This window comes from Anoxybacillus tepidamans PS2 (assembly GCF_000620165.1).
Lineage (GTDB): Bacteria > Bacillota > Bacilli > Bacillales > Anoxybacillaceae > Anoxybacteroides > Anoxybacteroides tepidamans_A.
In genome coordinates, this window is record NZ_JHVN01000011.1 from 1 (window position 1) to 24,985 (window position 24,985).

Here is a 24,985-nt window from a genome sequence, read left to right on the forward strand (position 1 = left end):
GAGTTCTCATCATTAGCAGTCGATGCTGCACTGTCTCCTGTTGTTTCTGTTGAAGAAGCGTTCATCGCTGAAGGTGTGTTCTCCTCAGCCTTTGCGAAAGGAGTCAGTGTCGAAAATGTCATTGTAAAAGCGAGTAAATAAGAAATAAATGAATACCATTTAGCTTTCCTTTTCCTCATATGATATCACCTCGCTAGTTATTAGAATAAAGTAAACTTATAAATTGAATGAAAAACCTACACGTCGTATCCCATTCCCCCTTCCTTTTATGGTTAAATAAAGGTATTTTTCATATATCTGTATAATATATATAAATTATTTATTGAATAGTCAATAACTTTTTTATTATTGGAATTATATACACATATCCCCATCAATTAACATGGATGTTATTATTAATATTATATTTTTATCCAGATAAAAATCACTTAATAATTATTTTTATAGAATAATTTAACTACATGAGTTAAGTTCGTATAATTGCGTAAACAGAGAAATAAAAAAAGAGCCATGTTGCTTTCTCCTTTGATAGAATTAATAGTGGATCCAAAACATCAAAACTTAGGGAAAAATCATACATCAAGTCATCAGATCCATGTTGTCTATCAAAGGGAATTTTAGACTTGAACCATCGTAACAATAGAGAAAACGGTACAAAATTCCCTCTACACTCTATTCGGAAATAAAGGACTCTTCATAAATATAAAACCCCCGCTGCATTTCACACAGCTAGAGGGATTCTACATGATATTCGACAATTGACAGGCATCCGTCCTTAATTTCTTGACTTACCAATCCGATAATTTTAATAACTTATATACTTCCTTATCATGAAAGTCTGATTCAGAAATTTGTAATATATCTATAAGTCTCTGAATTCCCCCTATCCACATGCGATCGTCATCCTCAGCTGCTTTTATTAGCGAAGCCTCTATATGTGGAACTATCACACTTTTATCTATACTCTTCAATATCTCTATCGCTGTAGGGACACCAGGCCAATTCATATCTTGCATTAACTCTATTAAGTAGGGTATCGCCAGCCTATTTCGTGGGTATCCAATTTTATTTAAAACTTTAACCGCATTCTCCCAACAATGCTTCTCGGTATCTTGTATTAACAAAGGAGTGTATTCATCATCAATTGTTGTTAACTCCCTTATTGCAGATAGTTGAACTTCTTTGGGCATATTCCAACTCAAGTTTTTCATCAATCTTTTAACTTCGCTAAGTTCCATTAAAATTCATCTCCTACTATTTAACTTTCACAGAAAGGGCCTGCAATAATTTTGTATATTCATGTGGTCTAGTATTAGCATTTTCCCTTGAGTTTATCCATCCCTGCATTTTCTTCATATTTACTGGTCTCACTGACACATGAGTTTTACCATCTTTTATTGCTACTAGTTTTCCTGTTGCATTAATGGCCTCAATAGTAGTTGCTGTATATGGTCCAGATAAAGGCTTTACTGTAGTATAGGATAGCCCACTAACATCTTTTGGTCTTGGAGTTAAATTAGTGCCGTTTCCACTTCCAGTACGATAGATAACTGTTGGGTTTTTCCTAATGAACCTCTCCCACCTACACTTCGCTTAAAGGTGGGAGACTTCTCGGGGGATACGTTAAATTTACGTTCTAAAACACTGACTATCTCATTTGCTGCAACATGTGCAATCACTATTGCGGTTGCCTCAGCAGCGGCTGCTGTTAACCATGAAATTGATACACCTGCTAATGGAACTAAAAGCAAAGCGAAGTGACCATTTATATCCGCATATATAACATAATTATTTTTAGTGTAAACATATTGATTTATACTAAGCGGCTCATTTTCAGACCCATGGAACGTATCTCTTGTCAAGAATCGCCCCATATTCGCATCATAATAACGCGCCATCAGGTAGTATAGTCCGGTTTCCTCATCGTAATAATACCCGGCATAACGGTATGGGTTCGCTGTTGCCAGCGCGCCGGTTTTAGACAGAATGTTGCCCCATGCGTCATACTCGTATTGCGCGACGACATTTCCGCTTGCATCCGTCAATGCGACGACATCTCCATGGCCGTTCACATGATAGTAGTAAGTGGCTCCGCCTTTCGTCATCGTGGCCGGGCGGCCCAATCGTCCCACGTATATTCCGCTACAATGTTGTTGTTGGCATCTGCTCTATCCAATAAACTAAGTGACAGATACTCATCCTATAAAACACCCCCAGCCGCATTTTTTGCGGCTGGGGGATTCTACATTCTATTTGACAAGTGACAGGTATCCGTCCCAACGATCAACCAGCGCCACGAATAATATAATTATTTTTTGTTTGTATCGTCACTTTTTTCAAAAAGAAATATAATGAGTAAACCAATCCCGGTAGCAAAAGGAACACCTATTAGAAAATAGTAAATGTTTTTAGGTATACCAAAGAAATTGACTAGATATAGAAAAAGAGTCCCCCATATAAATAAAGTAATAGATTTCATCCAATTTTTCATTAAATATCAATCCACCCGTTTTTAGGATGTTTATCCCGCTTGTCAATTTCCTTTGCAATCATTGTACCTATATCTAAATAATCAAGTGCAACCCCCACTGCAAAGCCTACAATCCAAGCTAATTTATTTGCTCCCCAAGCTTGTAGACGGGACACTACGGTTTTATAAAACAGCCTTTTCGCTGCCTCTTTTCCTTTTTTAATAATAAAGGCTTGAATTGCACCAGTACCACCATCAACGGCTGCGCCGATAGCAAAATTAAAAATTGAGCCTGCCAAGTTTACTCCTATTATTCTTAAATGCCCACTTGAGTCAATATACATCACCGGATTATTTTTCGTATACGCATACTGATTCAAACTTTGCGGCTCATTTTCAAACCCATGGAACGTATCTCTTGTAATAAACCGCCCCACATTCGCCTCATAATACCGTGCCATTAGGTAGTATAACCCGGTTTCCTCATCGTAATAATACCCGGCATAACGGTATGGGTTCGCCGATGCGAGCGCACCGGTTTTAAACCGGTATCATCACAGACAGCTTATATTCGATTTTCAATACTAAGCGGCCTTTTTAGATTATTTTCTAATGCTCAATAAATTATTCCTTTCATTTTAAAACATACATTAAGAGGGGCATGGGACTGTTCACACCCCATGCCTAGTAAATAATGAGTTTTTAAACAGTCTGACGCCATTACGTCGTCTTTATAATTTCTTTTGTTTAATAGACATTAGAGGGTAGCTAGCAAATCGGTAACAAAAAAGTAAAGAAAACAGACACCCATTATTATAATAATAAAACCAAATACCATATAAAAAATTTTACCGAACCATACTGGCATAAACGGCATCACATACCTAATGAACTCATCCAACCACCCGTTCCCCGCTACTACATAGCCTCCCTTACGCTGGTCTAAATCCCGTTCTTTTGAAGAATATTTTATCCCTTTATAAACATAATAACTTCCCCCTAATATTAACAACAAAATAATAAAAGACATGCCTATATAATAGTTCATATAGTCCTCCTTTCAGAGAACCCCATTGCCTAAAACTCTTGCGGCAACCAGGTACAAAGAGTTAGTCAAAATCCGAGTCCAACCCAATATCTGTTTTATACAAAAGTACAGATCGTTAATACCTTTGATAATGTGTTGACTGTTATTTGATTGCATTCTGCAATATTGCAGAGCTGGTCGATATACGCCAGCTACTTTTGAAAAATCACCAAAAAATAACAAGAAGGAAATGGAGAGAAACGGATTATCTTTTTCCACTTCCTTTTAGGGACTTGCTTATGCCAATAATCTACACCTTCAAAATAAGGCTATCCTATCGAATCGAGAATTAAGTTTAAGATAAAATTAATGAAGGATACAACGATAACAAAATAAACTAATCTTTTCAGATCCCTCTTCCAGTTCTTCTTATCCTTCAAAAATTCGAATAAAAAAATCATGGTACCTAAAAGCAAAATTTCAACATACATCCTCAATTCATATCACCAATCTTATTATAAGGATTTTTTATAAAACGATTCCCATAGAATGCTTTTGTTAAAGGCGATATTTTTTTAGAAAATAGTCTCAGAAAAAGTAGTTGTAAGTCAGTTGTGTAAGCTCTTTTGATATAGCAGACTTACTTTTCTTCCTTTTTTTAATTGTCGTGCTATAAGATTTAATAAATCGTGCCATAGCATCCGAAGCAAGACTTGCAACAGTAGTTACTATTCCCGCTGTCCATGGTCCATAAAATGAAGATATCAATAGAGCTTGACCAGTAATGACCGTTTTCATCCAAAAAAGTCCTATATCTAGCTGGGATGGATGTCCCCAAAAATAAGTCATAAGACCATCATAAAGTGTCTGAATAGCCCAAAATACAGTGGCAGCACCAACTTTGACTGCTAAAGATTTAATTGAATTTGCAACTGTCTTCAATGAGATATGCCCACTCGGATCCACATACATTACTGGATTATTTTTCGTATACGCATACTGATTCAAACTTTGCGGCTCATTTTCAAACCCATGGAACGTATCTCTTGTAATAAACCGCCCCATATTCGCATCATAATACCGCGCCATTAGGTAGTATAGCCCTGTTTCCTCATCGTAATAATACCCGGCATAGCGGTATGGGTTCGCTGTTGCCAGTGTACCGGTTTTGGACAGTGTGTTGCCCCATGCGTCATACTCGTATTGCGCGACGATATTTCCGCTTGCATCCGTCAATGCCACGACATCTCCATGGCCGTTCACATGATAGTAGTAAGTGGCTCCGCCTTTCGTCATCGTGACCGGGCGGCCCAATGCGTCCCACGTATATTCCGCTGCGATGTTGTTGTTGGCGTCTGTTTCATACAACAGACGAATCGAGTCGCCATCGTAGTGATAGTAAGTCGTGCCGCTTGATGTTGTTTTGCTGATGCGTCTTCCTTGATGGTCATACGTATAGGTTGCGATCGTAGTGCCGGATGCGTTTTTTACTTGAATGAGACGGTTTTCGTCATCATACACAAACGTCTTGTTGCCGTTGTTCGTTAAATTCCCGTTCACGTCATATGTGTATGCCTGTCCGTTAACGGCTGTTAGTTGGTCGGCGGCGTCATACGTGTACGTAGTCGTCGTAGTTGTTCCATTGTTGACGATTTTCTTCGTCCGGTTGCCAACCGCATCGTATTCGTACGTAATCGTTGTTCCATCCGCTAGTGTTTCCTTTGTCAGCTGATTCAATGCATCATACTCATACGTCATCGTTCCATCTTTTGTTTCTACAGCTGTAATATTGCCATTAGCATCGTAACTGTAGAGGAAGTAGTTTAAAACATTTCCGTTGGCATCGAAATTTTTCAATGATTTTAGCTGATTGGCATCGTTATATTCATAAGCGGTATAAGTTCCATTGGCATGGATGATGGACGAAATATTTCCGCGCTCATCGTACGTAAATCTCGCTAAATTCGCGCTGTTTCTTGACAAGACGACTAACTGGTCCAATGGATTATAGCTGTATCCGATCGTATCAGTCGTTGTACCAGCCGTAATGGATGTCGATGTAACATTTCCATTATCGTCATAACCGTAGGCAATGGCGTTCGATGATCCTTTGCTGATGCGAGTGAGACGATTGTTTTTATCGTATGTGTACGTGGTTGCATTTCCAGTGGCATCCGTCACCGACGTCACGTTGCCATTGGCATCGTAATTGAACGTCCATTTTGTTGTCCCGTTGTAAGCAACGGCAATGAGTCGGTTCAGTGCGTTGTAGCTATAGGATACGCGATCCCCGTTTGCATACGTAACCCCTGTAAGATTGCCGTTTTTATCATAAGCAAAGGATGTCGTTTGATTTAACGGGTTCTTGAAACTAGAGATTTGGTTCCATTCATTATACGTATAGTTAGTTGTATAATTCTTTGCATTAGTGACCGATGTTCGATTGCCCGCACCGTCGTAACCATAGGTAGTCACATTTCCGTTTGGGTCGGTGACTTTGGTTAATTGGTTATTGTTGTTATATTCGTAAGAAGTCGTTTTTCCTTTTCCATCTGTGACGCTCGTTTGGTTTCCGATAGCATCGTATGTGTACGAAACCGTATTTCCTGCCGGATCGGTGACTTTGGTGACGTAGTTTTTCTTTGCATCATACGTGTACGACGTCAGAGAAGCTCCTACTTCTAGACGCATTGCATCAAACCATGCTGTGCCCGTTTGATTATAATAGTAATAATACACGTCAATGTAATCGAAGGCCTGTTTCGGTTTTACTTCCGCGGCAACATGTTGCCAGTCAGTCTTCGCCTTATCAAAGTCGTTTGCATAACCCCAATCGGTTGTACCATTCGTATAGTGGATTGCTACTTGCAAGCTATAGTAACCGCCGTTTGGATTGGCTCCTTCCTGTTTGGACCATCCAGACAACGTAAGTTTAGTGTTGCTGTCGCCAGAAATATTAATCCGTTGTTTAATATATTTATTTTTCCCAGACTCTCCCGTGATTTTAAATGACTTGCTTCCGACATATATATTCGCAACTGTTGTATCTAGTCCATCATTTGCTGATAAGTTGCCGCTTGTTGTCCAACTGTCAGGAATTCCATCACTATTGATATCTCGCTCGAAGCTGGAATTATCTACAAGATTATAGGCGCTGACAACCGTTCCTTTCTCTAATTGGATCCCATCGAAATAAGCAGTTCCAGAACCGGCGTTTACACCGACAGATACTCGAATGGTCTGAGTTCCCGATGGAGCATTATCCGCGACGACATGAAGCCGGGTCCAGTCGTTCGTTCCTGCCAACCCATAAGAAATTTTTTGATTTAACCAGTTTCCTTGTGCATCAAAATATTCAACTTTTATAAGGGCCTGCGCAGACATGGACGATGTTTTTACATAACCGCTTGCCACATAAATTCCACCATCATACGGCTGCTTATCAGAACTGACAATCGCCCATCCGGTCGAATTCGAAATACTGATCGCTTTATTCCCAAATTTGCTTGTTGTCGTCCAACTGAATGTAGCAGTTTTCCCTGATTCTACGGCCTTTGTCCAGTTGTCTGGCCAATTATCCGCATTATTATCGAACTCGAAGCTAGAGTTACTTACCAAGTTATCGGCTGTAGACATTGGATGCGTCGAATACTGCAAATTTCCCAGATTATCGTATCGCTGTGAAACTGATTGTGTATAAGGATCGATCGCTTCGGTTTGATTGTTATTTTGATCATAATCAAATGTGCTGACGTTGCTGTTGAAATCCTGCTCTTTGATAAGATTATTTTGCAAATCATACGTATATTGTGCCGACTGATTTTCTGGCAATTGAACGCTGACAATATTTCCTTTTTCGTCATATTGATAAATGAACGCTGCGGTTCCATTCGCCTTATTTTCATTTGGTTCCACTACTCGGGTTAAATTATTGTTATTATCATAATCAAATGTTGTCACAGCCTTGTTTTGAGCATCTAAAGGATTTTCTGTGATTTGAATAATATTGCCGTTAGCGTTGTAGGTATAATCTACCCGTCTCCCTTCGCCATCTGTGACCGACGTAACACCATTGGTTTTGTCATATGAATAATTTGTGGTACTATTTGTAAGTGCGCCGTTAATCGTAATAGGGCGTTCAATGCTCGTTACACGGTCGGATGTATCATAACCAATTGTCGTCGTAATATTTCGAGCATTTTTAATACTTGTTAGATTATGATCTGAATCATACGTAAAAATGGTCGCATTTCCTTGAGCATCCGTAACTTTGGTTAGGTTGCCGGAAGCATCATACTCATAAGAGATGGTTCTGTTTGCTGGGTCGGTGATACTCGATACATATCCGTTTGTTCCATAGGCAATCGTTGTCGTTCTTGCTGATGCATCTGTAATTGAAGCTAATTTTCCGTTTGCATTATAATTAAATGTAGTCGTGTTCCCATTTGTATCGACCATGCGAGAAAGTTTGCCATTTGTATTGAAATAAAGTTTCGTACCATCGGTTTTGGTTATTGTATAAGTGCCGTCCCCATTCTTGATTAGATCGAGATAGACACCACCAGCAGCTTCGTATCCCCCGCCAACTTTTTCACCAAAAATATGACGAGTATTATCTCCATCAACAAACGTAACTGGCCCACTGCCTGCATCCCAAATGTTCATTTCGACATTAGACATCCATCCATAACCAAACATCCCATTCGAGCCGGACTTTCGGCTATTGTATGTTCTCGTAACTTCAACATCTTCACCCAGACCAGAAATAGCAAGATCCGTTGTTTGTAAAACAAGGTTCCCGTTTGCTGGATTCACCCCATCTTTAGTGGTCGTCCAGAAAGATTCTTGGCCGATTGGCTCTACCCAATAGTTAATCGTGATACGTGGAGTATTAACACTGTTGTTTACCGTATTAAATGTGCGATATGGAGAAGACGATTCGTTTTGCTGTTTTAACATTAGTCCGTAGTTTGGCTGAATGCCATTGTACCAGTCTTTGACTAACTGAGTGATGTCCCAGCTCCAGTACGCATTGGCTGTATTGTTTGTTGTTGTTGATTCTTTTGTACTTCGAATAGAAGGTTGATTATTCCAAGTAACAGAAGAAGACCAGTTACTTATGATCCGATATAAATCAATGGACACTTGTTGACCATCAGCATTTGTTTGGTATGCATTAAATGTCGCATTGGAAATTACGCTATCACTCGGAAGACTCGGAAGGTAAAATCTCACTAAAGCACGAGTCGTTCCGAAATAACTGTTATACCCTGTATCCATGTATGTGTTACTCGAGTAAACTGAATCTGGAAAATTGCTTGCAATAAAATTGTCCCGTAAAACATCCCAATCATTAATCGTAGGATCAATCGTCACTGGGTATGTTATGTCTGGATCTTGTAAAAAACTTTCATCCGCTATAACATCTACATAAGTTTTTCCGTCTTTTTGACGCAAATGAAATGCAACTTGATCAGAATACTTGTGGTTCGCATCGAACATATATGGCTTTTCAAAGTACCACTTAGGATTCCCTTTTGCGTCTTCAAAAACGATCGTTCCGTCTTTTTTAGCAACGGCCTTTACTCCTTTTAGTTTGATCTCAAAAGTAAAGGCATTGTCAGAAGGTTTATTGTTAAGGATAATATCTTCTTTGACCGCATTTCCTTGAATACGGTATCGCACATCTGTTTGTTCAAACAATCCCTTATAAGTAATTTCATTATTCTTTACAATACCTTGTACATTTTTTTCATTTAATGGAATAAGTGAAAGGCTTTTATCGTTTTCCTCTACAGAAACAAGTTCAGCTTGATTAGATTGCTCTGCGAATGTTACTTTGAAGGAATTGGCTGTATTTTCAAACGTATTAGTTTTACTTTGTTTTAAGTTGTTATTAATTTTTTTCCACTTCTTATCATGAGGATCTTGGTAGAATTGAGGTTGTAGATATATCTCTTCAGTAAAGCTCCCATCCGGATTTAAGTACCTTGTCGAATACTCTGTTCGTTTGCTCTCTAATTCCAATTTTGATTTTGGGCGTTTTGCAGGAAGGTCACCGATTTTTGCTTCAATATTTTGCTTTTTTGACATTGTCCGGTCAGCTTTTCCAAAAGCAGCTTGTGCAAATGGTGGAACAACGAAACTAAAAATTAAGCAAAATGAAAGAATAATAGCAATATAGCGATAATAATTAAATAACCATTTTCCTATCACCCTATTTCCTTCCCTTCATAATTTTTTATCATCCGGATGACAATAAAATTATAGCAACACGATATAAACGTTTAGAATAATCCAAATAATGTAAATTAATAAAAATTTGATTCAATGGATATCCCTGGTAGTAAAATGAAGCTAATTTAACAGCCTTCATTAATGATTGAGAATAAAAAAATCCCCCAGCCGCATTTTTTGCAGCTGGGGGTGTTCTAAATAATATAATACGGATAACTTCCCAATACTTGCACGGTGCAGTCGAGCGCCTCAAGTTCGGCAATGGCTCCTGGGATGAGAATGTCATCCATTTTTTGATCGATGTCGATGATGAAAAAGTAGTTTCCTAGCCCCGTCTTTGCGGGACGGGATTCAATTTTCGTTAAGTTCAGACGGCGCCACGCGAAGGCGGACAGCACTTGATGCAAGGCGCCGGCTTGATCTTTCGGAAGAGCGATCATGAGCGTCGTCTTATCGCCCGCATACAGCGGCGAGCGCAGCAACAATTCTTCATTTTGTTTGCGGACGACAATGAATCTCGTATGATTATAGTCATAGTCGTGAATGTTTTCACGTACGATTGTCAATCCGTATTCTTCCGCTGCCAAGCGGTTGGCGATCGCCGCAATTGGGAGATGCGGATGTTGGCTGACGAATTTGGCAGCGGCGCTCGTTGACGTCATATATACATATTTCGCTTTTTTAAAGTTTTGATGCAAAAATTTATGGCATTGCGCGATCGCATGGGAATGTGAATAAATTTCTTTTACATCATTCCATGCATGCGCATGATACGGATGCACCATTAAATGCTGCTGAATCGGCGCGATAATTTCGCCGACGATCGGCAGCGGCTGTTCGTGAATTAGATAGTCGATCGTTAAGTTGACCGACCCTTCTAACGCATTCTCAAGCGGGACGACCGCAAGTTCTACTTCGCCGCTATCGACAGCGTCGATGCATTCAGGAATCGTATCATACGCTTGCTTTTGTGCATCAGGGAACATCGTCGTCACCGCTAAATCGGTGAATGTCGCTTTCGGTCCTAAATAGCCAATTTTCATCATTCGCCTCTCCCTTGGTTCTAATACGCACCCGACCCGACAATTTCTACTTTTTCTACAAATTCGAGACGGCGCAATTTCGCAAGAAACTCCTCAATGTCTTCCGTCATGCCGCTTGTGCTGATTGTTAAAGTGACGTTGGCACGGCCTTGCAGCGGAATCGTTTGATTAATGGTCAGGACGTTGCAGCCGGCTGCCGCCACAACGCCTAATAGCTTTGACAACGTGCCGGAGCGATCTTCTAAATGAAAAAATAACGTCACGATGCTTTCTTTCACGACCGCCTGAAACGGAAAGATCGCATCGCGGTATTTGTAAAACACGCTGCGGCTCACATCGACAAGCTGCACCGCTTCCGCCACCGAATCGGCTTTTTTCCGCTCCAACAGCTCTTTCGCCTGCAATACTTTCCGCATCGCTTCCGGCAGCACATCCTCCCGCACAAGATAAAATTTCTTATCCACCGGAACGCATCCTCCGCTTCCTTAGTCAATAAATTCAAATTCGTAATCGAGCAATTTCACAATGTCGCCGTCTTTCGCCCCGCGCTCCCGCAACGCCTCATCGACGCCAAGCGAACGCAGCTGCCGAGCGAAGCGGCGCACCGATTCGTCGCGAGAGAAATCGGTCATCTTGAATAACTTTTCGATTTTTTCCCCTGATACAATAAACGTTCCATCGCTGTCTCGGGTAATTGTAAACGCCGGTTCTTCTTTTTCGAGCTTATAGACGACGCGCTGCACGGCTGGCTCCTCGACTTCATGAAGCGGAAACTCTGGCGTCGTCTCTAAAAGATCAGCGATGGCAAACAATAAATCGCGCAAGCCTTGCCTTGTAATCGCAGAAATTGGGAAAATCGGCACGTCTTCTGGCAGTTTTTCTTTAAAAGCTTTTAAATTCTCTTCTGCGTTTGGCATGTCCATTTTATTAGCGACAACGATTTGCGGCCGCTCGGTGAGACGCAAGTTGTACTGTTTTAACTCTTCGTTGATGACCACATAGTCTTCGTACGGGTCGCGCCCCTCAACGGCCGCCATGTCAATGATATGAACAATGACGCGCGTCCGTTCGATATGGCGCAAAAATTGGTGTCCAAGTCCCACACCTTGATGCGCCCCTTCAATCAATCCCGGCAAATCGGCCATCACAAAGCTGCGGCCGTCTTCCGTTTCCACCACTCCTAAGTTCGGGACAAGCGTCGTAAAATGGTAATCAGCGATTTTCGGCTTGGCGGCGGAAACAACGGAAAGAAGTGTCGATTTGCCAACGCTTGGGAAGCCAACGAGTCCGACATCAGCGAGCAGTTTCAGCTCAAGAATCACATCGCGCTCCTCGCCTGGCTCGCCGTTTTCGGCAATTTCCGGAGCCGGATTGGCCGGAGTGGCAAAACGTGTATTTCCTCTGCCGCCGCGGCCGCCTTTGGCGACGACAAAGCGCTGGCCGTTTTCCGTCAAATCGGCGAGCACTTGCTTTGTTTCCGCATCCATGACCACCGTTCCCGGCGGCACTTTGACAACTAAATCTTCCGCGTTTTTTCCGTGCTGGTTTTTCGACATGCCATTTTCGCCTTTTGCCGCTTTAAAATGGCGCTGATAGCGGAAGTCCATTAGCGTGCGCAATCCTTCATCGACGACAAACACCACATCGCCGCCTTTGCCGCCATCGCCGCCCGCCGGTCCTCCTTTTGGCACATATTTTTCGCGGCGGAACGCGACCATTCCGTTCCCGCCGTCACCGCCTTTGACGTAAATCTTCACTTGATCGACAAACATGCTTTTTCCTCCGATCTCTTCTTTGATGCTTAGGCACAAATGTTGATAACGACAGTCATTTCATTGCTATGTATTGAGAAATGATCCATGCATATCGCGTGTCCGCGCTGATGCTGCTTAAGCCAATCAGCAAGCGCAGTTCCATCCTTTATTGTGCCACTGTAGTCAAAAAACAACCGCGCGCTTTCAGCAGAAGCCTCAATTGAAATGTCTAAATGATTTTCACCGTTCATATCCGCTTGATACTCGATCTCTTGTAATAAGGCAGCGCACCATTCTGTCAATTCCTTATCGTGCGCCGACAAATCGCAGCCATCGCCAAGCACTTCATATGTAACTGAAACTTTTCGCGCTTCCCAGTTATATGTCATTAACATTTCGGCAAATCGTCGAGCCCTTAAATTCGTCAGCTTCGTCTCATGCTGCATGTCGCGGACAATTTCTTCAATGATTTCATTCACTCGCTCTAATTTATTGAGCGCCAAATTCCCTTTTATGAGCTGGATTTTATTCAGCCAGTCATGGCGGGAATGGCGCAATGCATCTAATACACTCCATCGTTTCTCCATTAGTGGCGCCCCTACTCATCATTTTTAGCTAAATTATACCAAATGGCAACTAAAACAGCTAGTAGCGAAACATAAACAACAGCGTTCTTCGCCCAATGAACCCAAAGAGAGAGTCACGCTTTTTCCATGCTAAAGTTTCAATGTTAGAATCTAGGCAAAAAGAAAACCCTAACCAAAAGCGGTTAGAGTTTTCCAACGTTCATTATGCTTCTTGTGTTACAGGGTATACGCTCACTTTTTTGCGATCGCGGCCGTAACGCTCGAAACGAACGATGCCGTCCACTTTCGCATAAAGCGTATCGTCGCCGCCGCGGCCCACGTTTACACCTGGATAAATTTTTGTGCCGCGTTGACGGTAAAGGATCGAACCGCCTGTTACGAATTGGCCGTCTGCACGTTTAGCGCCAAGACGCTTTGCGATAGAGTCACGGCCGTTCTTTGTCGAACCTACCCCTTTTTTCGATGCGAAAAACTGAAGATCAAGTCTTAACATGAGTGTCACCTCCTGTTTTTATCAACAATGCGGATATATTTTCCGTAATCTTTCTCAATCGTTTGTAAGGAAACGAGCATCGCTTCAAGGAGAAGCTGTACGTTCTCATCGGCGCGAGCATCCTCGATGGCAGGAAGTTCGCAGCGAAGATAGCCGCCTTTTTCTCCTTGGGTGATATGCGGCTTGACGTTCGTCAATGCCATAATGGCATTGAGCGTCCCGAACGAAACCGCTGATGCCCCAGCACAAACGATATCTTGTCCGCGCTTTGCGAAATGAGCATGACCGCTCATCGTAAAGCCTTTAACTTTTCCTTCGTCTGTGCGTTCAATCTCTACGTTTATCATCGTCGACGCCTTACGCGTTAATTTTTTCAATGACTACTTTTGTGTAAGGTTGACGGTGACCTTGTTTACGGCGATAGTTCTTTTTCGGCTTGTACTTGAACACGATGATTTTCTTTTGACGACCGTGTTTTTGTACTTTCGCTGTTACAGTTGCACCTTCTACTGTAGGGTTGCCAACTTTTACAGTTTCACCGCCTACAAGCAACACTTTGTCAAATGTAACAGTTTCGCCTTCAGCTACGTCAAGTTTCTCGATGTAGATCTCTTGGCCTTCTTGAACTTTAATTTGTTTACCGCCAGTTTCAATGATTGCGTACATTGTTGCACCTCCTAACATAGACTCAGACTCGCCAGCACGAGGCGTTTCGCCATCGCGAACGCTTATAACCTGCGCTGAGCGGTTGTAGCACGGGTGCGATCAAACGACTGTATGCACCGAATTTTGTCCGCATGGATGCGGTACAAAATTTTTCTACAACATTAAAAATAGTACCATAATAAAAAGAGGGCTGTCAATATATGCCCTCTTTTTTTCACGCATAGATCAAATTTCCAATCGCCCCATCCGCTTGCCGCTCAGCAAAAAACGCATGAAGCACTTCGTTCTCGTCAAGAATCATTTGTTCTTTTTTATTTTTAACAACGATAATCGAATGCTTTTGCCCGCGGTAAAATTGCTGCAACACTTTTAGAACCGGCTCTGACGCTTCTACCGTAATCGGCTGCAATTTCTCGTAATGGCCTTTTTTCCCGTAGTACCGCTCAAGCAAAAAACGCATCATGACATAGCGCCGCTGTTTCCACTCTTTCATAAGCGACACAAAAAGAAATAAAGCAATAATCCAAAGATCGATTTGCGCCGGTGCGATGATGGCAATTGCCGCCACCAGTAAAGCTAAAAGCGCCAACGAGCAGACAATCATCCTTTCATGCGCTTTACTAAAAGGAAAATAACGAGTCAGGACAAGAAATAATAGCTTTCCGCCATCAAGCGGCCAAATCGGCAAGAAATTAATAGCAAAAAGCGCGATATTGTAATGGACAAACATTTGCCACACATCAAACGAAAGCCAATGATATTTCCAGAGGATAAACGCTGCTCCTAACAGCCAAACATGCTGAATCGGACCAGCAAGCGTTACGAGCAGTTCTTCATGAAACGGACGATTCCCATGTTCCTCAACTTCCGCGACTCCGCCGAACGGAAGCAACAAAATTTGCTTAATGCGCCAAGAAAAAAATAACGCCATCGCAGCGTGTCCGAGTTCATGGACGAGCACAATAAAAAATAAAAGAAACAATTGCTGGAAATGCGCGGTTACCACAGCGACTCCGCTCATGAGCCACAACAACGGATGAATATGGATTTTCATCACTAAGGATACATACTTATTCAAACGGAATCACCTGAATTGGGTCGATAAAGTGGTCGCCTTGCTTAATGGCGAAATAGAAGACTCCTTTCGCTTCATTCGCATCCTTCATCGTCGTTCCCACTTCTTTTCCTGCTTCGACAAAATCGTACAGTTTAACCGTAATCGCTCCTAAATTGCCGTACCATGATTCGCTTCCATCCGCATGTTGAATGATCACCGTTTTTCCTAACTTTTCTTTTGTGCCAGCAAAAATGACGATGCCTTCGTCCATCGCCTCGACAGGTGTCTCGCCGTTCGTTTCAATCATAATTCCTTGTCCATTTTTCTCAAAGTTTTCAAGAACCTTCCCCGAAGCTGGAACGGCGTACGATTTTGTGTTTTTCTTGGCTGTTTCTGTTTTTTTCTCCGGAAATAAGGCGAGCGGCTCACCAAACTGTTTTTCATACCATTTCGATACCGCCGCAAATTGAAATTCCTGTTCCATCGTATGTTTTACAAACGTTCGAACAGGTGCAAGCGTTTCGGAAGGGTTTCTAAATGCGACCGCTGATAATAATACGAGGCAAGCAGAAAGAAGCGTTTTTAGCAGAAACACTTCTTTCCGAAATAGAGGATGCTTGTCATCCGCTGCGTAACGATCATACGTAATGACAGGCTGCCCGTACCGTTCTTCGTCTGTTAAATCGGCTAGCGGTTGATAAGAAAGAGTCGATTGTATCGAACGCTGCCGTTTCCGTTTTTCAATTCTTTTGCGAATCTCTTTAGCGCGCTTGTTCATCCATCTCTCACCATTCCCCCACATGATCGTTTGTACTAATGTATGAGACAACCTGTAGCGATATGATAAAAAAGATGGCTAAATCAGAGGCAGGAAAAACAACCTCTGATTTAGCCGTTATTGCCAAATATCTTTTAAAATCCAAGCATCCATAGAAAGAACAGTCGCCTCCGCACCGTCGGCAAACACCCCGACCAATTCGCTCGGTTCTGTTGGATAAATTCTTCCTGTCATCACTAACTCGCCGTCATTAACAAACAATTCAACAGAAGATCTATCGATAAAGACGTGGAACTTGATCGTATGTCTTGACTTCAAATCGAGCTTGGCGCGACGGACACCTCCCTCGCCTTTTCCTGAACGGTTTCGATCAAATATAATCACGGACTCTTTAACATCATAGCAAAAAACCGTCTCTTCCTCGCCGTCGCCAGAGCAGCGCACTTTCATTCCAAACGCCGTGCCCTTGAATTCTTCTAAAGAAAACTCAGCGATAATTTCCAAGCGATCCCCCTTGATAGAAGGAATATATTGGGCCTGCTCCGGTTTCACTGAAATCGATTCCAATCTCGTATGTCCTTCTCTAAGCAATTGCAATTCCGGCACAGGCTTCATAACCATTTTATCATCGCTTGTCAGCTCTAAAAGCCGAGGAATCGTCAACGCTCCGGCCCAGCCGTGTTCTTGTGTCGGCATGTGCGACTCCCACATATCCATCCAGCCAAATAAAATTCTTCTTCCTTTTTCATCCAAAAATGTTTGAGCCGCATAAAAATCAAAACCTTTATCTAGCTCTTGAAAAGCGCCGTGCTTCAACACTCCGGTACTGTAATCGAACGTTCCAACAACATACCCGGTTTGATGAAGGTTGTTAAAGCGGTCGCCATCCGGCTCTATCCCTTGCGGCGAAAAAAGCAATACATCTTTTCCGTCTAAATGAAACAAGTCGGGACATTCCCACATATATCCTAAACGGCCGTCGCTTTCCGCCACAACATTTACAAATGTCCAATGCCGAAGGTCTTTTGATTTATAAAGGACGACTTTTCCGATGTTGCCTTCCCTTGTTCCTAATACCATATACCACTCTTCTTCATGTTTCCACACCTTCGGATCGCGGATGTGCCCTTGGCAATCAAATGGAGGCTCGGAAAGCACCGGATTGTTTGGATCTTTTTCAAAATGGATTCCATCTTGGCTTGTCGCTATACATTGGTACTGTTTTAGTTCGGTTTGCTCTTGATTCAGCCATACATTTCCCGTGTAAATCAAAGTTAAAATCCCATTGTCATCAACGACAGCGCTGCCGGAAAAACAGCCGCCTTGATCGTATTCTTCGCTTGGAGCCAGAGCGATAGGAGCGCGCTCCCAATGAACGAGATCCTTGCTTTTAACATGCCCCCAATGCATCGGTCCCCATTTTGGAGCATCGGGGTGGAATTGGTAAAATACGTGATACTCCCCGTTAAATTGCACCAGCCCGTTTGGGTCGTTCATCCAATTGACAGGCGCCATAATATGATACGCAAGTCGATAAGCATGATTTTTTATTGTTTTTTCCGCCATCTTTACACGTTTTTCCACTTCTTTTACAAATGCGAGATTTCTAGGCAAACGAATCAATCCTTCCCCTATTACTTAACATGACTCCTTCCGCTGCTTGCAAGGATGTAGTAGTGATAACAATATGATCGTTAGCACTAACTCTACTACATCATAGTATTTTGAATATAGAGACATAGCATTTTTACAAAAAGGGGCAATTCCCAGTTGCACTGAAAACTGCCCCTTGTTTTCTCTTAACGTACACCAAAAAATCTTTTAATTCTCGTAAACACGCTTTTTTGTTCTTCTTCAAGCGGCTGCAATGGCACAGACTCGCCAAGAATTCTTCGCGCGATGTTGCGGTAAGCGATCGACGCTTTGCTCGTTGGATCAAGAACGATCGGCTCACCGTTGTTTGACGCTTTGATGACGTTTTCATCATCGGCGATAATTCCTATTAAATCGATTGATAAATGCATAACAATTTCATCAATATCGAGCATGTCGCCGCTTTTCACCATATGATTGCGGATGCGGTTAATGACGAGGCGCGGCGGCTTTACATGTTCCTCTTTTTCTAGCAATCCAATAATTCGATCCGCATCGCGCACTGCCGACACTTCAGGCGTCGTTACAACAATGGCCTCGTCGGCCCCGGCGACTGCGTTTTTATACCCTTGCTCGATGCCTGCTGGGCAATCAATCAAAACATAATCATAATCCTGCTTTAACTCGTCTATAAGCTGCTTCATTTGTTCCGGCGCCACCGCCGTTTTATCGCTCGTTTGCGCCGCAGGCAACAAATACAGCTTATCGTCAAAACGCTTATCTTTTACGAGCGCTTTTTGCACCGTGCAACGTCCTTCCACGACATCGACTAAATCATAGATGATGCGGTTCTCAAGGCCCATGACAACATCGAGGTTGCGCAGCCCGATATCAGTATCGACAAGGCAAACACGCTTTCCTAACAGAGCAAGAGCCGTCCCCAAATTCGCTGTTGTAGTCGTTTTTCCAACGCCACCTTTTCCTGACGTAATGACGATAGCTTCTCCCACTGTTAAAATCTCCTTTCTAACCGTGTTAAATTCGGTCGAAGATGTGTAAGTAGCTGCAAGCGATCGACGACAATTTGATCATTGTCGTCGATATATGCACATTCCATTTCATTTCGTTCCTCAGCTTTATAATCTGGAGCGCGGTTCATCACATCGCTGATCCTTAGCTGCATCGGTTTCATAATCGATGCTGCGATGACCGCTTCCTTATTACCGTAACATCCCGCATGCGCAACTCCCCGCAAAGCACCAAGAATAAAAATGTTTCCTCCCGCCACAACCGTTCCTCCGGGATTCACATCACCAATTAACAATAAATCGCCGTGCACATGCAATACCTGTCCAGACCGAACGATTTTTGCAACTGAAACGACCTCCGTTTTTTGCTTCCATTCGAGCGCCTCTTCTTTTGTCATGACATTGCTATCGATTGAGGCGACAACCAAGTTTTTTTTCGCCCGAATAAGCGTCCGCAATTGCTCCTCCTGGTCCTGCGTTAAATAGCGATTCCCTAGCTTTAAATGGACCGAAACAAGCGGCCCGTCAACGTTTTGATATTCATTGCCCGTTAGTTTTTCATCTAGTTCAGTTAACAAATCGTCGTAGGAACACGTATCATCGAGATGCAACGTCAATCCATCTTTCGTTCCCTTCATTGTGACATACGGTTGTTTCTGCTTATTCACAACGTTCACCTCAACGAATAATTCTACAACACCCGCCTATTTTCCTTTTCATTCTTCCCGCTCGTAACGCTCAATTTTCAATAGCCGCTGCTTTAATGGGTACGAAAAAAGAAGAAGAAAAATCGCATTAATAAGCAATGTCGGCAAGAGGCGGTGCGGATAAAATTGGTCGAACGGCATATCGGTTTTTCCAATTAACAGTTGAATTCCGTAAACATACAATTCAAGAACTACAATAGCCACCATACTAAGAAAACAAGTAACGGCCAAATGATTATGGAATAGTTTCATCGCTTTCGCCATGACATAGGCCATTAATGTAAATGAAAACATATAAACCCCAAGAACTTCCGTATATACGACATCATATAACATTCCTAAAATAAATCCGTAAATCATCCCATGGGCTTGTGTTACATACACCGTCACAAAAATAACAAAAATAAACAAAAAGCGCGGGGCAAATAAATAATGCTGATACCAGTCATTTTTTGGCCACAAATCGACAAGAAGGCTTTCACTGACAAAAAAAAGGATCGCTAGAAAAGGAAGAAACAGCTTTTTCACTTTGCTTCCTCCTCTTGCACCGCATCGATTTTCCGCTTAACGATAATGACTTCATCAACGTCATAAAAATTCGCTGCTGGCTTCACATATGCCATTTTCGTAAGGCCGTACTCATCTGGCACGACTTCCTCCACTTCGCCAATCGGAAGCCCCTTTGGAAAAACTCCTCCAAGACCGGCTGTCATCACAAGCTGCTTTTTCTCGATTTTGGCGTCAAACGGAATGCGTTTTAGCAGCAGCGCTTTCCGCTTTTCATCATAGCCCTCAATCAATCCGAATACACTGCCGGCTTTGCCTTGGACGTACGCGGAAATCAGATTTTTTTGGTCAACAGAGCTTAACAATTGAACAGTCGACGTAAACTGTGAGGCGTGCTGCACTTTTCCGATGAGCCCTGACGGGGTAATGACGGCCATATCCTTTTTCACGCCTTGCTGTTCGCCTTTATTGACGATCACCGTCTCCTGCCATCTCTCTGGATTTCGCCCAATGACGGTCGCTTCAATCGGGATAAAGTCGCGTAAACTTTCTTTTTTATCTAAAATTGCGCGGAGTTCTTCATTTTCTTTTTTAAGAGTCTGCACTTCCGCTTCGAGCATTACGTATTCTTCAAGCCGTTCTTTTAATAGCTTGTTTTCTTTGTATGTATTTTTGATGTCTTGAACATTCTCAAAGAAGCCCGCAACGAGCTGTGCGGGCTTATGGAACAGAAGCTGAACAAAACCGGTCGTATCCTTAATAAACTGCTCAGACCAAGTCAGTTCTTTCCGATCTTTTAAGGAAAAACCAATCAATGCCACGAGAAAAATAATGCTGACAAGCAATAAAATGAGACGTTTATTCAAAAAGAATTGTGGCATGATTTACACCTCTTACAATTAGCGATGATCTTTTGATTTTGATTTGCCTTTAAACAAATGAATATGGTCTAACGCTTTGCCTGTGCCAATTGCTACGCAGTCAAGCGGATTTTCCGCAACGATGACTGGCATTTCCGTCTCTTTGCTGATTACTTTATCCAAATTGCGAAGCAAAGCGCCTCCACCTGTGAGCACGATGCCGCGGTCCATAATATCGGCCGCTAGCTCTGGCGGCGTTTTTTCAAGCGTATTTTTTACGGAATCAACAATCGCATAAACCGTATCACGCAGCGCTTCAGCAATTTCCTCAGCGCTAATTTCAATCGTTTTTGGCAATCCCGTCAACAGATCGCGACCGCGAATTTCCATCGTGCCGATTCCTTCAGGAGTTCCAGCAGAACCGATTTCCACCTTAATCGCTTCCGCCGTACGCTCTCCGATCATCAAATTATACGTTTTGCGGATGTATTGAATAATCGACTCGTCCATTTCATCGCCAGCGATGCGAATCGATTGGCTCGTTACAATACCTCCAAGTGAAATGACCGCCACTTCCGTCGTGCCGCCACCAATATCAACGACCATGCTTCCTGTTGGCTCCCATACCGGCAAATTCGCACCGATGGCCGCCGCAAACGGCTCTTCAATCGTATACGCATCGCGAGCACCGGCTTGACGAGTCGCGTCGATGACCGCCCGTTCCTCCACCGCGGTAATACCGTACGGCACGCACACCATCACATACGGTTTTCCGGCAAAAAGCCCTTTATTTTTTGTTGCTTGGTTAATGTAATACTTCATCATAATCGCAGTTGTTTCGTAGTCGGCGATAACCCCATCTTTCATCGGACGTAAAGCAACGACGTTTCCAGGCGTACGCCCGATCATATTTTTCGCCTCGTTTCCAACTGCCACAATTTGTTTCGTATCTTTTTGCAACGCAACAACCGACGGTTCTCTAACAACTATTCCTTTTCCTTTTACATACACAAGGGTATTAGCTGTACCTAAGTCAATCCCAAGATCTCGTGTTCCCAATCCAAACATAGCTTGTATCTTCCTTTCTGAAACAAAATGCTGATTTTATAGTTATTCGTCCATTATGTTTGCACTCATCATTTACATATATGTTTTGTAAGCAACGCGAGGAAAAACTCATAACTGTTATTATAGCGTATTCGACAAAAAAAGAGAACTATTTACACATATCCTTTTTCTTTCAGACTAATGAATTTTTGGTCACCAATAATTAAATGATCCAAAAGCTCAATGCCAATAATGCGTCCACATTCAGCGAGGCGCTTCGTTACTTCAATGTCTTCACGGCTTGGAGTAGGGTCTCCAGAAGGATGATTATGGGCGCAAATAACGGAGGCAGCGGAACGTTTAATCGCTTCTTTAAACACTTCACGCGGATGAACAATAGAGGCGTTTAGACTTCCAATAAAAACCGTTTTTCGATGAATCACTTGATTTTTCGTATTTAAGTAAATCGCCACAAAGTGTTCCTGCGATAAAAAGCGCATATCATCCATAACGTATCTTGCCCCATCTTCCGGCGAACGAATCACATATCGCTCATCATAGCTGAGGCGGCTTATACGGCGGCCCAGTTCGATCGCTGCTAAAACTTGAATCGCTTTTGCCGCACCGATGCCTTTAATGCTTGTAATTTCCTGAACGGTTGCATCTTTCAACAGGCGCAGTCCTTCAAAATAATGGAGAAGCCGCTGAGCCAGTTCAAGCACCGATTCATTTTTTGTTCCGGTACGTAATAAAATCGCCAATAATTCTTGATTCGACAAACTTTCCGGTCCATCGGAAAGAAGACGCTCGCGCGGGCGGGCGTCTTTCGGAACATCGCGAATCATAAGCGACATCGCTTTCTAGTCAACCTCCCTTTCGTTCTATTGCCAGCCAAGTTTTTTCAACTCGCGAATCGTGCGGGAGAGCGGAAGGCCTACAACGGAAAAGTAATCACCTTCAATCCGCTTGACAAATAGTGCCCCTTTTCCTTGAATGCCATATGCTCCCGCTTTGTCCATCGGCTCGCCCGTTTCGATATATTCATAAATATCGGTCTCTGTAAGATCCCAAAATGTCACCTCGGTCCGCTCAGCAAAGACGGCTTCCTTTTCTGGCGACACAATCGCCACCCCTGTATACACTTGATGCGTCTTTCCTGACAACATGCGCAGCATATCAGCTGCTTCCTCTTTTGTCTTTGGCTTCCCTAGCACGCTTCCGTTGTACACAACGACCGTGTCGGCACCGATAATATACGCATCGGAATGGGCTGCTTGAACCGCTTTCGCCTTTTGATAAGCAAGCGATTGAACGATTTGCTCTGGTGTTTCGTTTTGTTGAATTTGTTCGTCAATATCGCTAACGAGGACATCGAAATGAAGGTTTGCCATTTCCAGCAGTTGCTTGCGGCGAGGGGAACTAGAGGCGAGTATAAGCTTCATTACATATCACACCCTTTTCGCATTTGTTTCAAATTGGAAGATACAATTGTATCGTATCAAATTTCATGATTCGACACAATTTTTTATAACGAGAATCGCTTTTGAAAAATTGCAATTTTTAACATACCTATCGAGAAGTCTCCCATCTCTCAACAGAGTGTAGGTGTAATAGAGAAAAGCCACAAAAAAAGAAGCGACTCGGTTCGCTTCTTATTTGGCAGCTTTTAATGCATTAAGCAGTTCTTGCTGCGCCTTCCATAATAACGATTCATCTTTTTGCTCCCGATAAGCCATTAACGATAAATAAGAGTTTTTCATATACTTTGCGGCTTGGTCTTGTGAAGCCGATTCTTCTTGAAACTGTTTATATTCTTTTTGCAAAGACGTCCAATCTTCGTTTGTCACTTTGCTTTCTCCTAGCAACATGGCGGAGAGATCTGCCATCTTTTGATACAATGACCGCTGCAATGAATTTTTGATTTGAGTAATAGATATTGATTTTATATAGGTCGTTTTCCCTTTCTGTTTATACAGGTCATTAAGCGGTCCAAGCAATTGTTTATCTCTTCCTACTGCAATAAGTACTGCTGTTGGATTTTGTCCGACAGCCACGGCAGGAATTCCCGATGCTTGCAGTTGTTTAGTATATTCTTGTGCTGCTTTTTCGTCACTAAAAACCCCCGCCTGAATGACACTGATCGAAAATGTTTGTGATGATGGCTTGACCGAAGCGACGCCCGTTGTTGTCGCCTCCTGTTTCGGCTGCTCGCTTATAAAAGAAGAATTGTTGCTTAGTGAAGCCGGCTCTTTCGCTTTTGGAATGACGTGCAATACAACAAAACCGAAGCTTGTCCCAACCAACACCGCAAGCAAGATTGACAGAACCGCCGATTTAATCCGAGCATTCACTGCTCGAACAAACGGCGAGCGCTTTTTTTTACTTTTTACTTGTTTTAGAGAAACAGGAGAATAGGTTTCTACTTCTTCTTCCTGTGCCGCGCTCACCTCTGTTTGGCTGATCTCGATCGTCGGCGTTTCCATCATAAATGGCCGCTCTTGTCCGTTCACTTTTATGACAATCCCTTTTTCTTGCTTGTCCATTATTTCACCATCCCCGTTTCTTCCATTCTTTGCCCATCTTACCATACTAGCGACAAAAAAGAACAAGACATTTGTCGTCTTGTTCTCGAAGGTTTTCGTCAAATATCGCGCTATTTTATATTTGTAATCAATGTAACCGACAGCTTGTCGACGGGGATTTCCTTTTGTGTTTCGCTGTATGAACAAAGCTGTTTTGTTTCTCCTTTTAGACAAATAAAGTAATCAAGCTGACCATTACTGTCTTTTTTGATAAGCACGTACGATGAATTGCCGTCTTCCGGCAAGCGGTTTCCTGTGAACGGGTCTTCGATCGGTTCAAGCCCCCCGTCCTCGACAAGCTGTTTATATGTTAATAGTTCCGAAGAACGGTGCGCCAAAAATTCGACTTTTTCCGCCCCCCCATGAATACGGGCCGCCTCATACAAAGCATACGCATCAGAAACAAACGCTTGCGATCTCGCTTTCTCAATTAAATGAAGCACCGCGACCACCGCAATCGAAGCAACAATTCCTAAAATCACTATAACGGCGAGCAGCTCAATCAATGTCATCCCTCGATTTGTGCGCAGCAACATAACGCTCTTCCCC

23 protein-coding genes, 1 pseudogene and 1 other annotated feature are annotated in these 24,985 nt (G+C 42.7%); all 24 genes and pseudogenes read right to left on the minus strand.

Annotation, left to right across the window (positions count from 1 at the left end; all coding sequences use genetic code 11):
• Positions 1-788 precede the first annotated feature (788 nt).
• Positions 789-1,238 carry a DUF5071 domain-containing protein gene (locus N667_RS18565; RefSeq protein WP_051530025.1) on the minus strand — a complete coding sequence of 150 codons (450 nt, stop codon included), beginning with the start codon at positions 1,236-1,238 and terminating at the stop codon, positions 789-791.
• 273 nt (positions 1,239-1,511) lie between these two features.
• Positions 1,512-2,132 carry an RHS repeat-associated core domain-containing protein gene (locus tag N667_RS20185; protein ID WP_084279108.1) on the minus strand — a complete coding sequence of 207 codons (621 nt, stop codon included), beginning with the start codon at positions 2,130-2,132 and terminating at the stop codon, positions 1,512-1,514.
• A 358-nt stretch (positions 2,133-2,490) separates the two neighbouring features.
• Positions 2,491-2,934, minus strand: a pseudogene (locus tag N667_RS0110045) (RHS repeat-associated core domain-containing protein); the annotation flags it as partial.
• Positions 2,935-3,227: 293 nt separating this feature from the next.
• Positions 3,228-3,518 carry a hypothetical protein gene (locus tag N667_RS0110050; RefSeq protein ID WP_027409446.1) on the minus strand — a complete coding sequence of 97 codons (291 nt, stop codon included), beginning with the start codon at positions 3,516-3,518 and terminating at the stop codon, positions 3,228-3,230.
• A gap of 567 nt (positions 3,519-4,085) precedes the next feature.
• A complete protein-coding gene (locus tag N667_RS18575) occupies positions 4,086-9,713 on the minus strand; it encodes a DNRLRE domain-containing protein (RefSeq protein WP_232223955.1) in 5,628 nt (1,875 codons plus the stop codon).
• Between the two features lie 215 nt (positions 9,714-9,928).
• Positions 9,929-10,777, minus strand: a complete 849-nt coding sequence (gene pheA / locus N667_RS0110065) for a prephenate dehydratase (protein WP_027409447.1) — start codon at positions 10,775-10,777, stop codon at positions 9,929-9,931.
• A gap of 20 nt (positions 10,778-10,797) precedes the next feature.
• Entirely contained in the window at positions 10,798-11,241 is a 444-nt protein-coding gene (locus N667_RS0110070; RefSeq protein WP_027409448.1) for an ACT domain-containing protein, read from the minus strand.
• A gap of 21 nt (positions 11,242-11,262) precedes the next feature.
• The gene (gene obgE / locus N667_RS0110075; RefSeq protein ID WP_027409449.1) at positions 11,263-12,549 is read right to left on the minus strand and encodes a GTPase ObgE; all 1,287 of its coding nucleotides are present in this window, start codon (positions 12,547-12,549) and stop codon (positions 11,263-11,265) included.
• 29 nt (positions 12,550-12,578) lie between these two features.
• Positions 12,579-13,118 (minus strand): sporulation initiation phosphotransferase B, encoded by a 540-nt coding sequence (locus tag N667_RS0110080; RefSeq protein ID WP_027409450.1) that lies wholly within the window; start codon positions 13,116-13,118, stop codon positions 12,579-12,581.
• Positions 13,119-13,320: 202 nt separating this feature from the next.
• Positions 13,321-13,611 carry a 50S ribosomal protein L27 gene (gene rpmA / locus N667_RS0110085; RefSeq protein ID WP_027409451.1) on the minus strand — a complete coding sequence of 97 codons (291 nt, stop codon included), beginning with the start codon at positions 13,609-13,611 and terminating at the stop codon, positions 13,321-13,323.
• A 5-nt stretch (positions 13,612-13,616) separates the two neighbouring features.
• Entirely contained in the window at positions 13,617-13,958 is a 342-nt protein-coding gene (locus N667_RS0110090; RefSeq protein ID WP_027409452.1) for a ribosomal-processing cysteine protease Prp, read from the minus strand.
• Between the two features lie 10 nt (positions 13,959-13,968).
• Entirely contained in the window at positions 13,969-14,277 is a 309-nt protein-coding gene (gene rplU, locus N667_RS0110095) for a 50S ribosomal protein L21 (protein WP_027409453.1), read from the minus strand.
• A gap of 14 nt (positions 14,278-14,291) precedes the next feature.
• Positions 14,292-14,371, minus strand: a sequence feature (ribosomal protein L21 leader region).
• A gap of 120 nt (positions 14,372-14,491) precedes the next feature.
• Positions 14,492-15,355, minus strand: coding sequence for a M50 family metallopeptidase (locus N667_RS0110100; protein ID WP_027409454.1), 864 nt, complete (start codon positions 15,353-15,355; stop codon positions 14,492-14,494).
• Complete coding sequence (locus N667_RS0110105; RefSeq protein WP_027409455.1) at positions 15,348-16,112, minus strand: M23 family metallopeptidase; 765 nt, start codon at positions 16,110-16,112, stop codon at positions 15,348-15,350. Before N667_RS0110105 ends, N667_RS0110100 begins: the two co-directional genes overlap by 8 nt.
• Before the next feature lie 117 nt (positions 16,113-16,229).
• Positions 16,230-17,678 carry a glycoside hydrolase family 32 protein gene (locus N667_RS0110110; RefSeq protein ID WP_051530029.1) on the minus strand — a complete coding sequence of 483 codons (1,449 nt, stop codon included), beginning with the start codon at positions 17,676-17,678 and terminating at the stop codon, positions 16,230-16,232.
• A gap of 233 nt (positions 17,679-17,911) precedes the next feature.
• Positions 17,912-18,715: a septum site-determining protein MinD gene (gene minD, locus N667_RS0110115; RefSeq protein WP_027409457.1), complete on the minus strand. Its 804-nt coding sequence runs from the start codon at positions 18,713-18,715 to the stop codon at positions 17,912-17,914.
• A 2-nt stretch (positions 18,716-18,717) separates the two neighbouring features.
• Positions 18,718-19,371 carry a septum site-determining protein MinC gene (minC, locus tag N667_RS0110120; RefSeq protein ID WP_269528352.1) on the minus strand — a complete coding sequence of 218 codons (654 nt, stop codon included), beginning with the start codon at positions 19,369-19,371 and terminating at the stop codon, positions 18,718-18,720.
• Between the two features lie 78 nt (positions 19,372-19,449).
• Positions 19,450-19,968, minus strand: coding sequence for a rod shape-determining protein MreD (mreD, locus tag N667_RS0110125; protein WP_027409459.1), 519 nt, complete (start codon positions 19,966-19,968; stop codon positions 19,450-19,452).
• A complete protein-coding gene (mreC, locus tag N667_RS0110130) occupies positions 19,965-20,828 on the minus strand; it encodes a rod shape-determining protein MreC (RefSeq protein WP_027409460.1) in 864 nt (287 codons plus the stop codon). The genes mreD and mreC overlap by 4 nt, the downstream gene beginning before the upstream one ends.
• Positions 20,829-20,846: 18 nt before the next feature.
• Complete coding sequence (locus N667_RS0110135) at positions 20,847-21,875, minus strand: rod shape-determining protein (protein WP_027409461.1); 1,029 nt, start codon at positions 21,873-21,875, stop codon at positions 20,847-20,849.
• Positions 21,876-22,027: 152 nt separating this feature from the next.
• A complete protein-coding gene (gene radC, locus N667_RS0110140; RefSeq protein WP_027409462.1) occupies positions 22,028-22,708 on the minus strand; it encodes a RadC family protein in 681 nt (226 codons plus the stop codon).
• A gap of 27 nt (positions 22,709-22,735) precedes the next feature.
• Positions 22,736-23,296, minus strand: coding sequence for a Maf family protein (locus N667_RS0110145; RefSeq protein WP_027409463.1), 561 nt, complete (start codon positions 23,294-23,296; stop codon positions 22,736-22,738).
• A gap of 210 nt (positions 23,297-23,506) precedes the next feature.
• A complete protein-coding gene (locus tag N667_RS0110150; RefSeq protein ID WP_051530026.1) occupies positions 23,507-24,397 on the minus strand; it encodes a hypothetical protein in 891 nt (296 codons plus the stop codon).
• A 110-nt stretch (positions 24,398-24,507) separates the two neighbouring features.
• Entirely contained in the window at positions 24,508-24,972 is a 465-nt protein-coding gene (locus N667_RS0110155) for a prepilin-type N-terminal cleavage/methylation domain-containing protein (protein WP_027409465.1), read from the minus strand.
• Positions 24,973-24,985: the final 13 nt, after the last annotated feature.

Coding starts and splice junctions, on each gene's coding strand:
- N667_RS18565 (WP_051530025.1), bottom strand. CDS start 1,238: ATGGAACTTAGCGAAGTTAAAAGATTGATGAAAAACTTGAGTTGGAAT.
- N667_RS0110050 (WP_027409446.1), bottom strand. CDS start 3,518: ATGAACTATTATATAGGCATGTCTTTTATTATTTTGTTGTTAATATTA.
- pheA (WP_027409447.1), bottom strand. CDS start 10,777: ATGAAAATTGGCTATTTAGGACCGAAAGCGACATTCACCGATTTAGCG.
- obgE (WP_027409449.1), bottom strand. CDS start 12,549: ATGTTTGTCGATCAAGTGAAGATTTACGTCAAAGGCGGTGACGGCGGG.
- N667_RS0110080 (WP_027409450.1), bottom strand. CDS start 13,118: ATGGAGAAACGATGGAGTGTATTAGATGCATTGCGCCATTCCCGCCAT.
- rpmA (WP_027409451.1), bottom strand. CDS start 13,611: ATGTTAAGACTTGATCTTCAGTTTTTCGCATCGAAAAAAGGGGTAGGT.
- N667_RS0110090 (WP_027409452.1), bottom strand. CDS start 13,958: ATGATAAACGTAGAGATTGAACGCACAGACGAAGGAAAAGTTAAAGGC.
- rplU (WP_027409453.1), bottom strand. CDS start 14,277: ATGTACGCAATCATTGAAACTGGCGGTAAACAAATTAAAGTTCAAGAA.
- N667_RS0110105 (WP_027409455.1), bottom strand. CDS start 16,112: ATGAACAAGCGCGCTAAAGAGATTCGCAAAAGAATTGAAAAACGGAAA.
- N667_RS0110110 (WP_051530029.1), bottom strand. CDS start 17,678: ATGGCGGAAAAAACAATAAAAAATCATGCTTATCGACTTGCGTATCAT.
- minC (WP_269528352.1), bottom strand. CDS start 19,371: ATGAAGGGAACGAAAGATGGATTGACGTTGCATCTCGATGATACGTGT.
- mreC (WP_027409460.1), bottom strand. CDS start 20,828: ATGCCACAATTCTTTTTGAATAAACGTCTCATTTTATTGCTTGTCAGC.
- N667_RS0110135 (WP_027409461.1), bottom strand. CDS start 21,875: ATGTTTGGATTGGGAACACGAGATCTTGGGATTGACTTAGGTACAGCT.
- radC (WP_027409462.1), bottom strand. CDS start 22,708: ATGTCGCTTATGATTCGCGATGTTCCGAAAGACGCCCGCCCGCGCGAG.
- N667_RS0110145 (WP_027409463.1), bottom strand. CDS start 23,296: ATGAAGCTTATACTCGCCTCTAGTTCCCCTCGCCGCAAGCAACTGCTG.
- N667_RS0110150 (WP_051530026.1), bottom strand. CDS start 24,397: ATGGACAAGCAAGAAAAAGGGATTGTCATAAAAGTGAACGGACAAGAG.
- N667_RS0110155 (WP_027409465.1), bottom strand. CDS start 24,972: ATGTTGCTGCGCACAAATCGAGGGATGACATTGATTGAGCTGCTCGCC.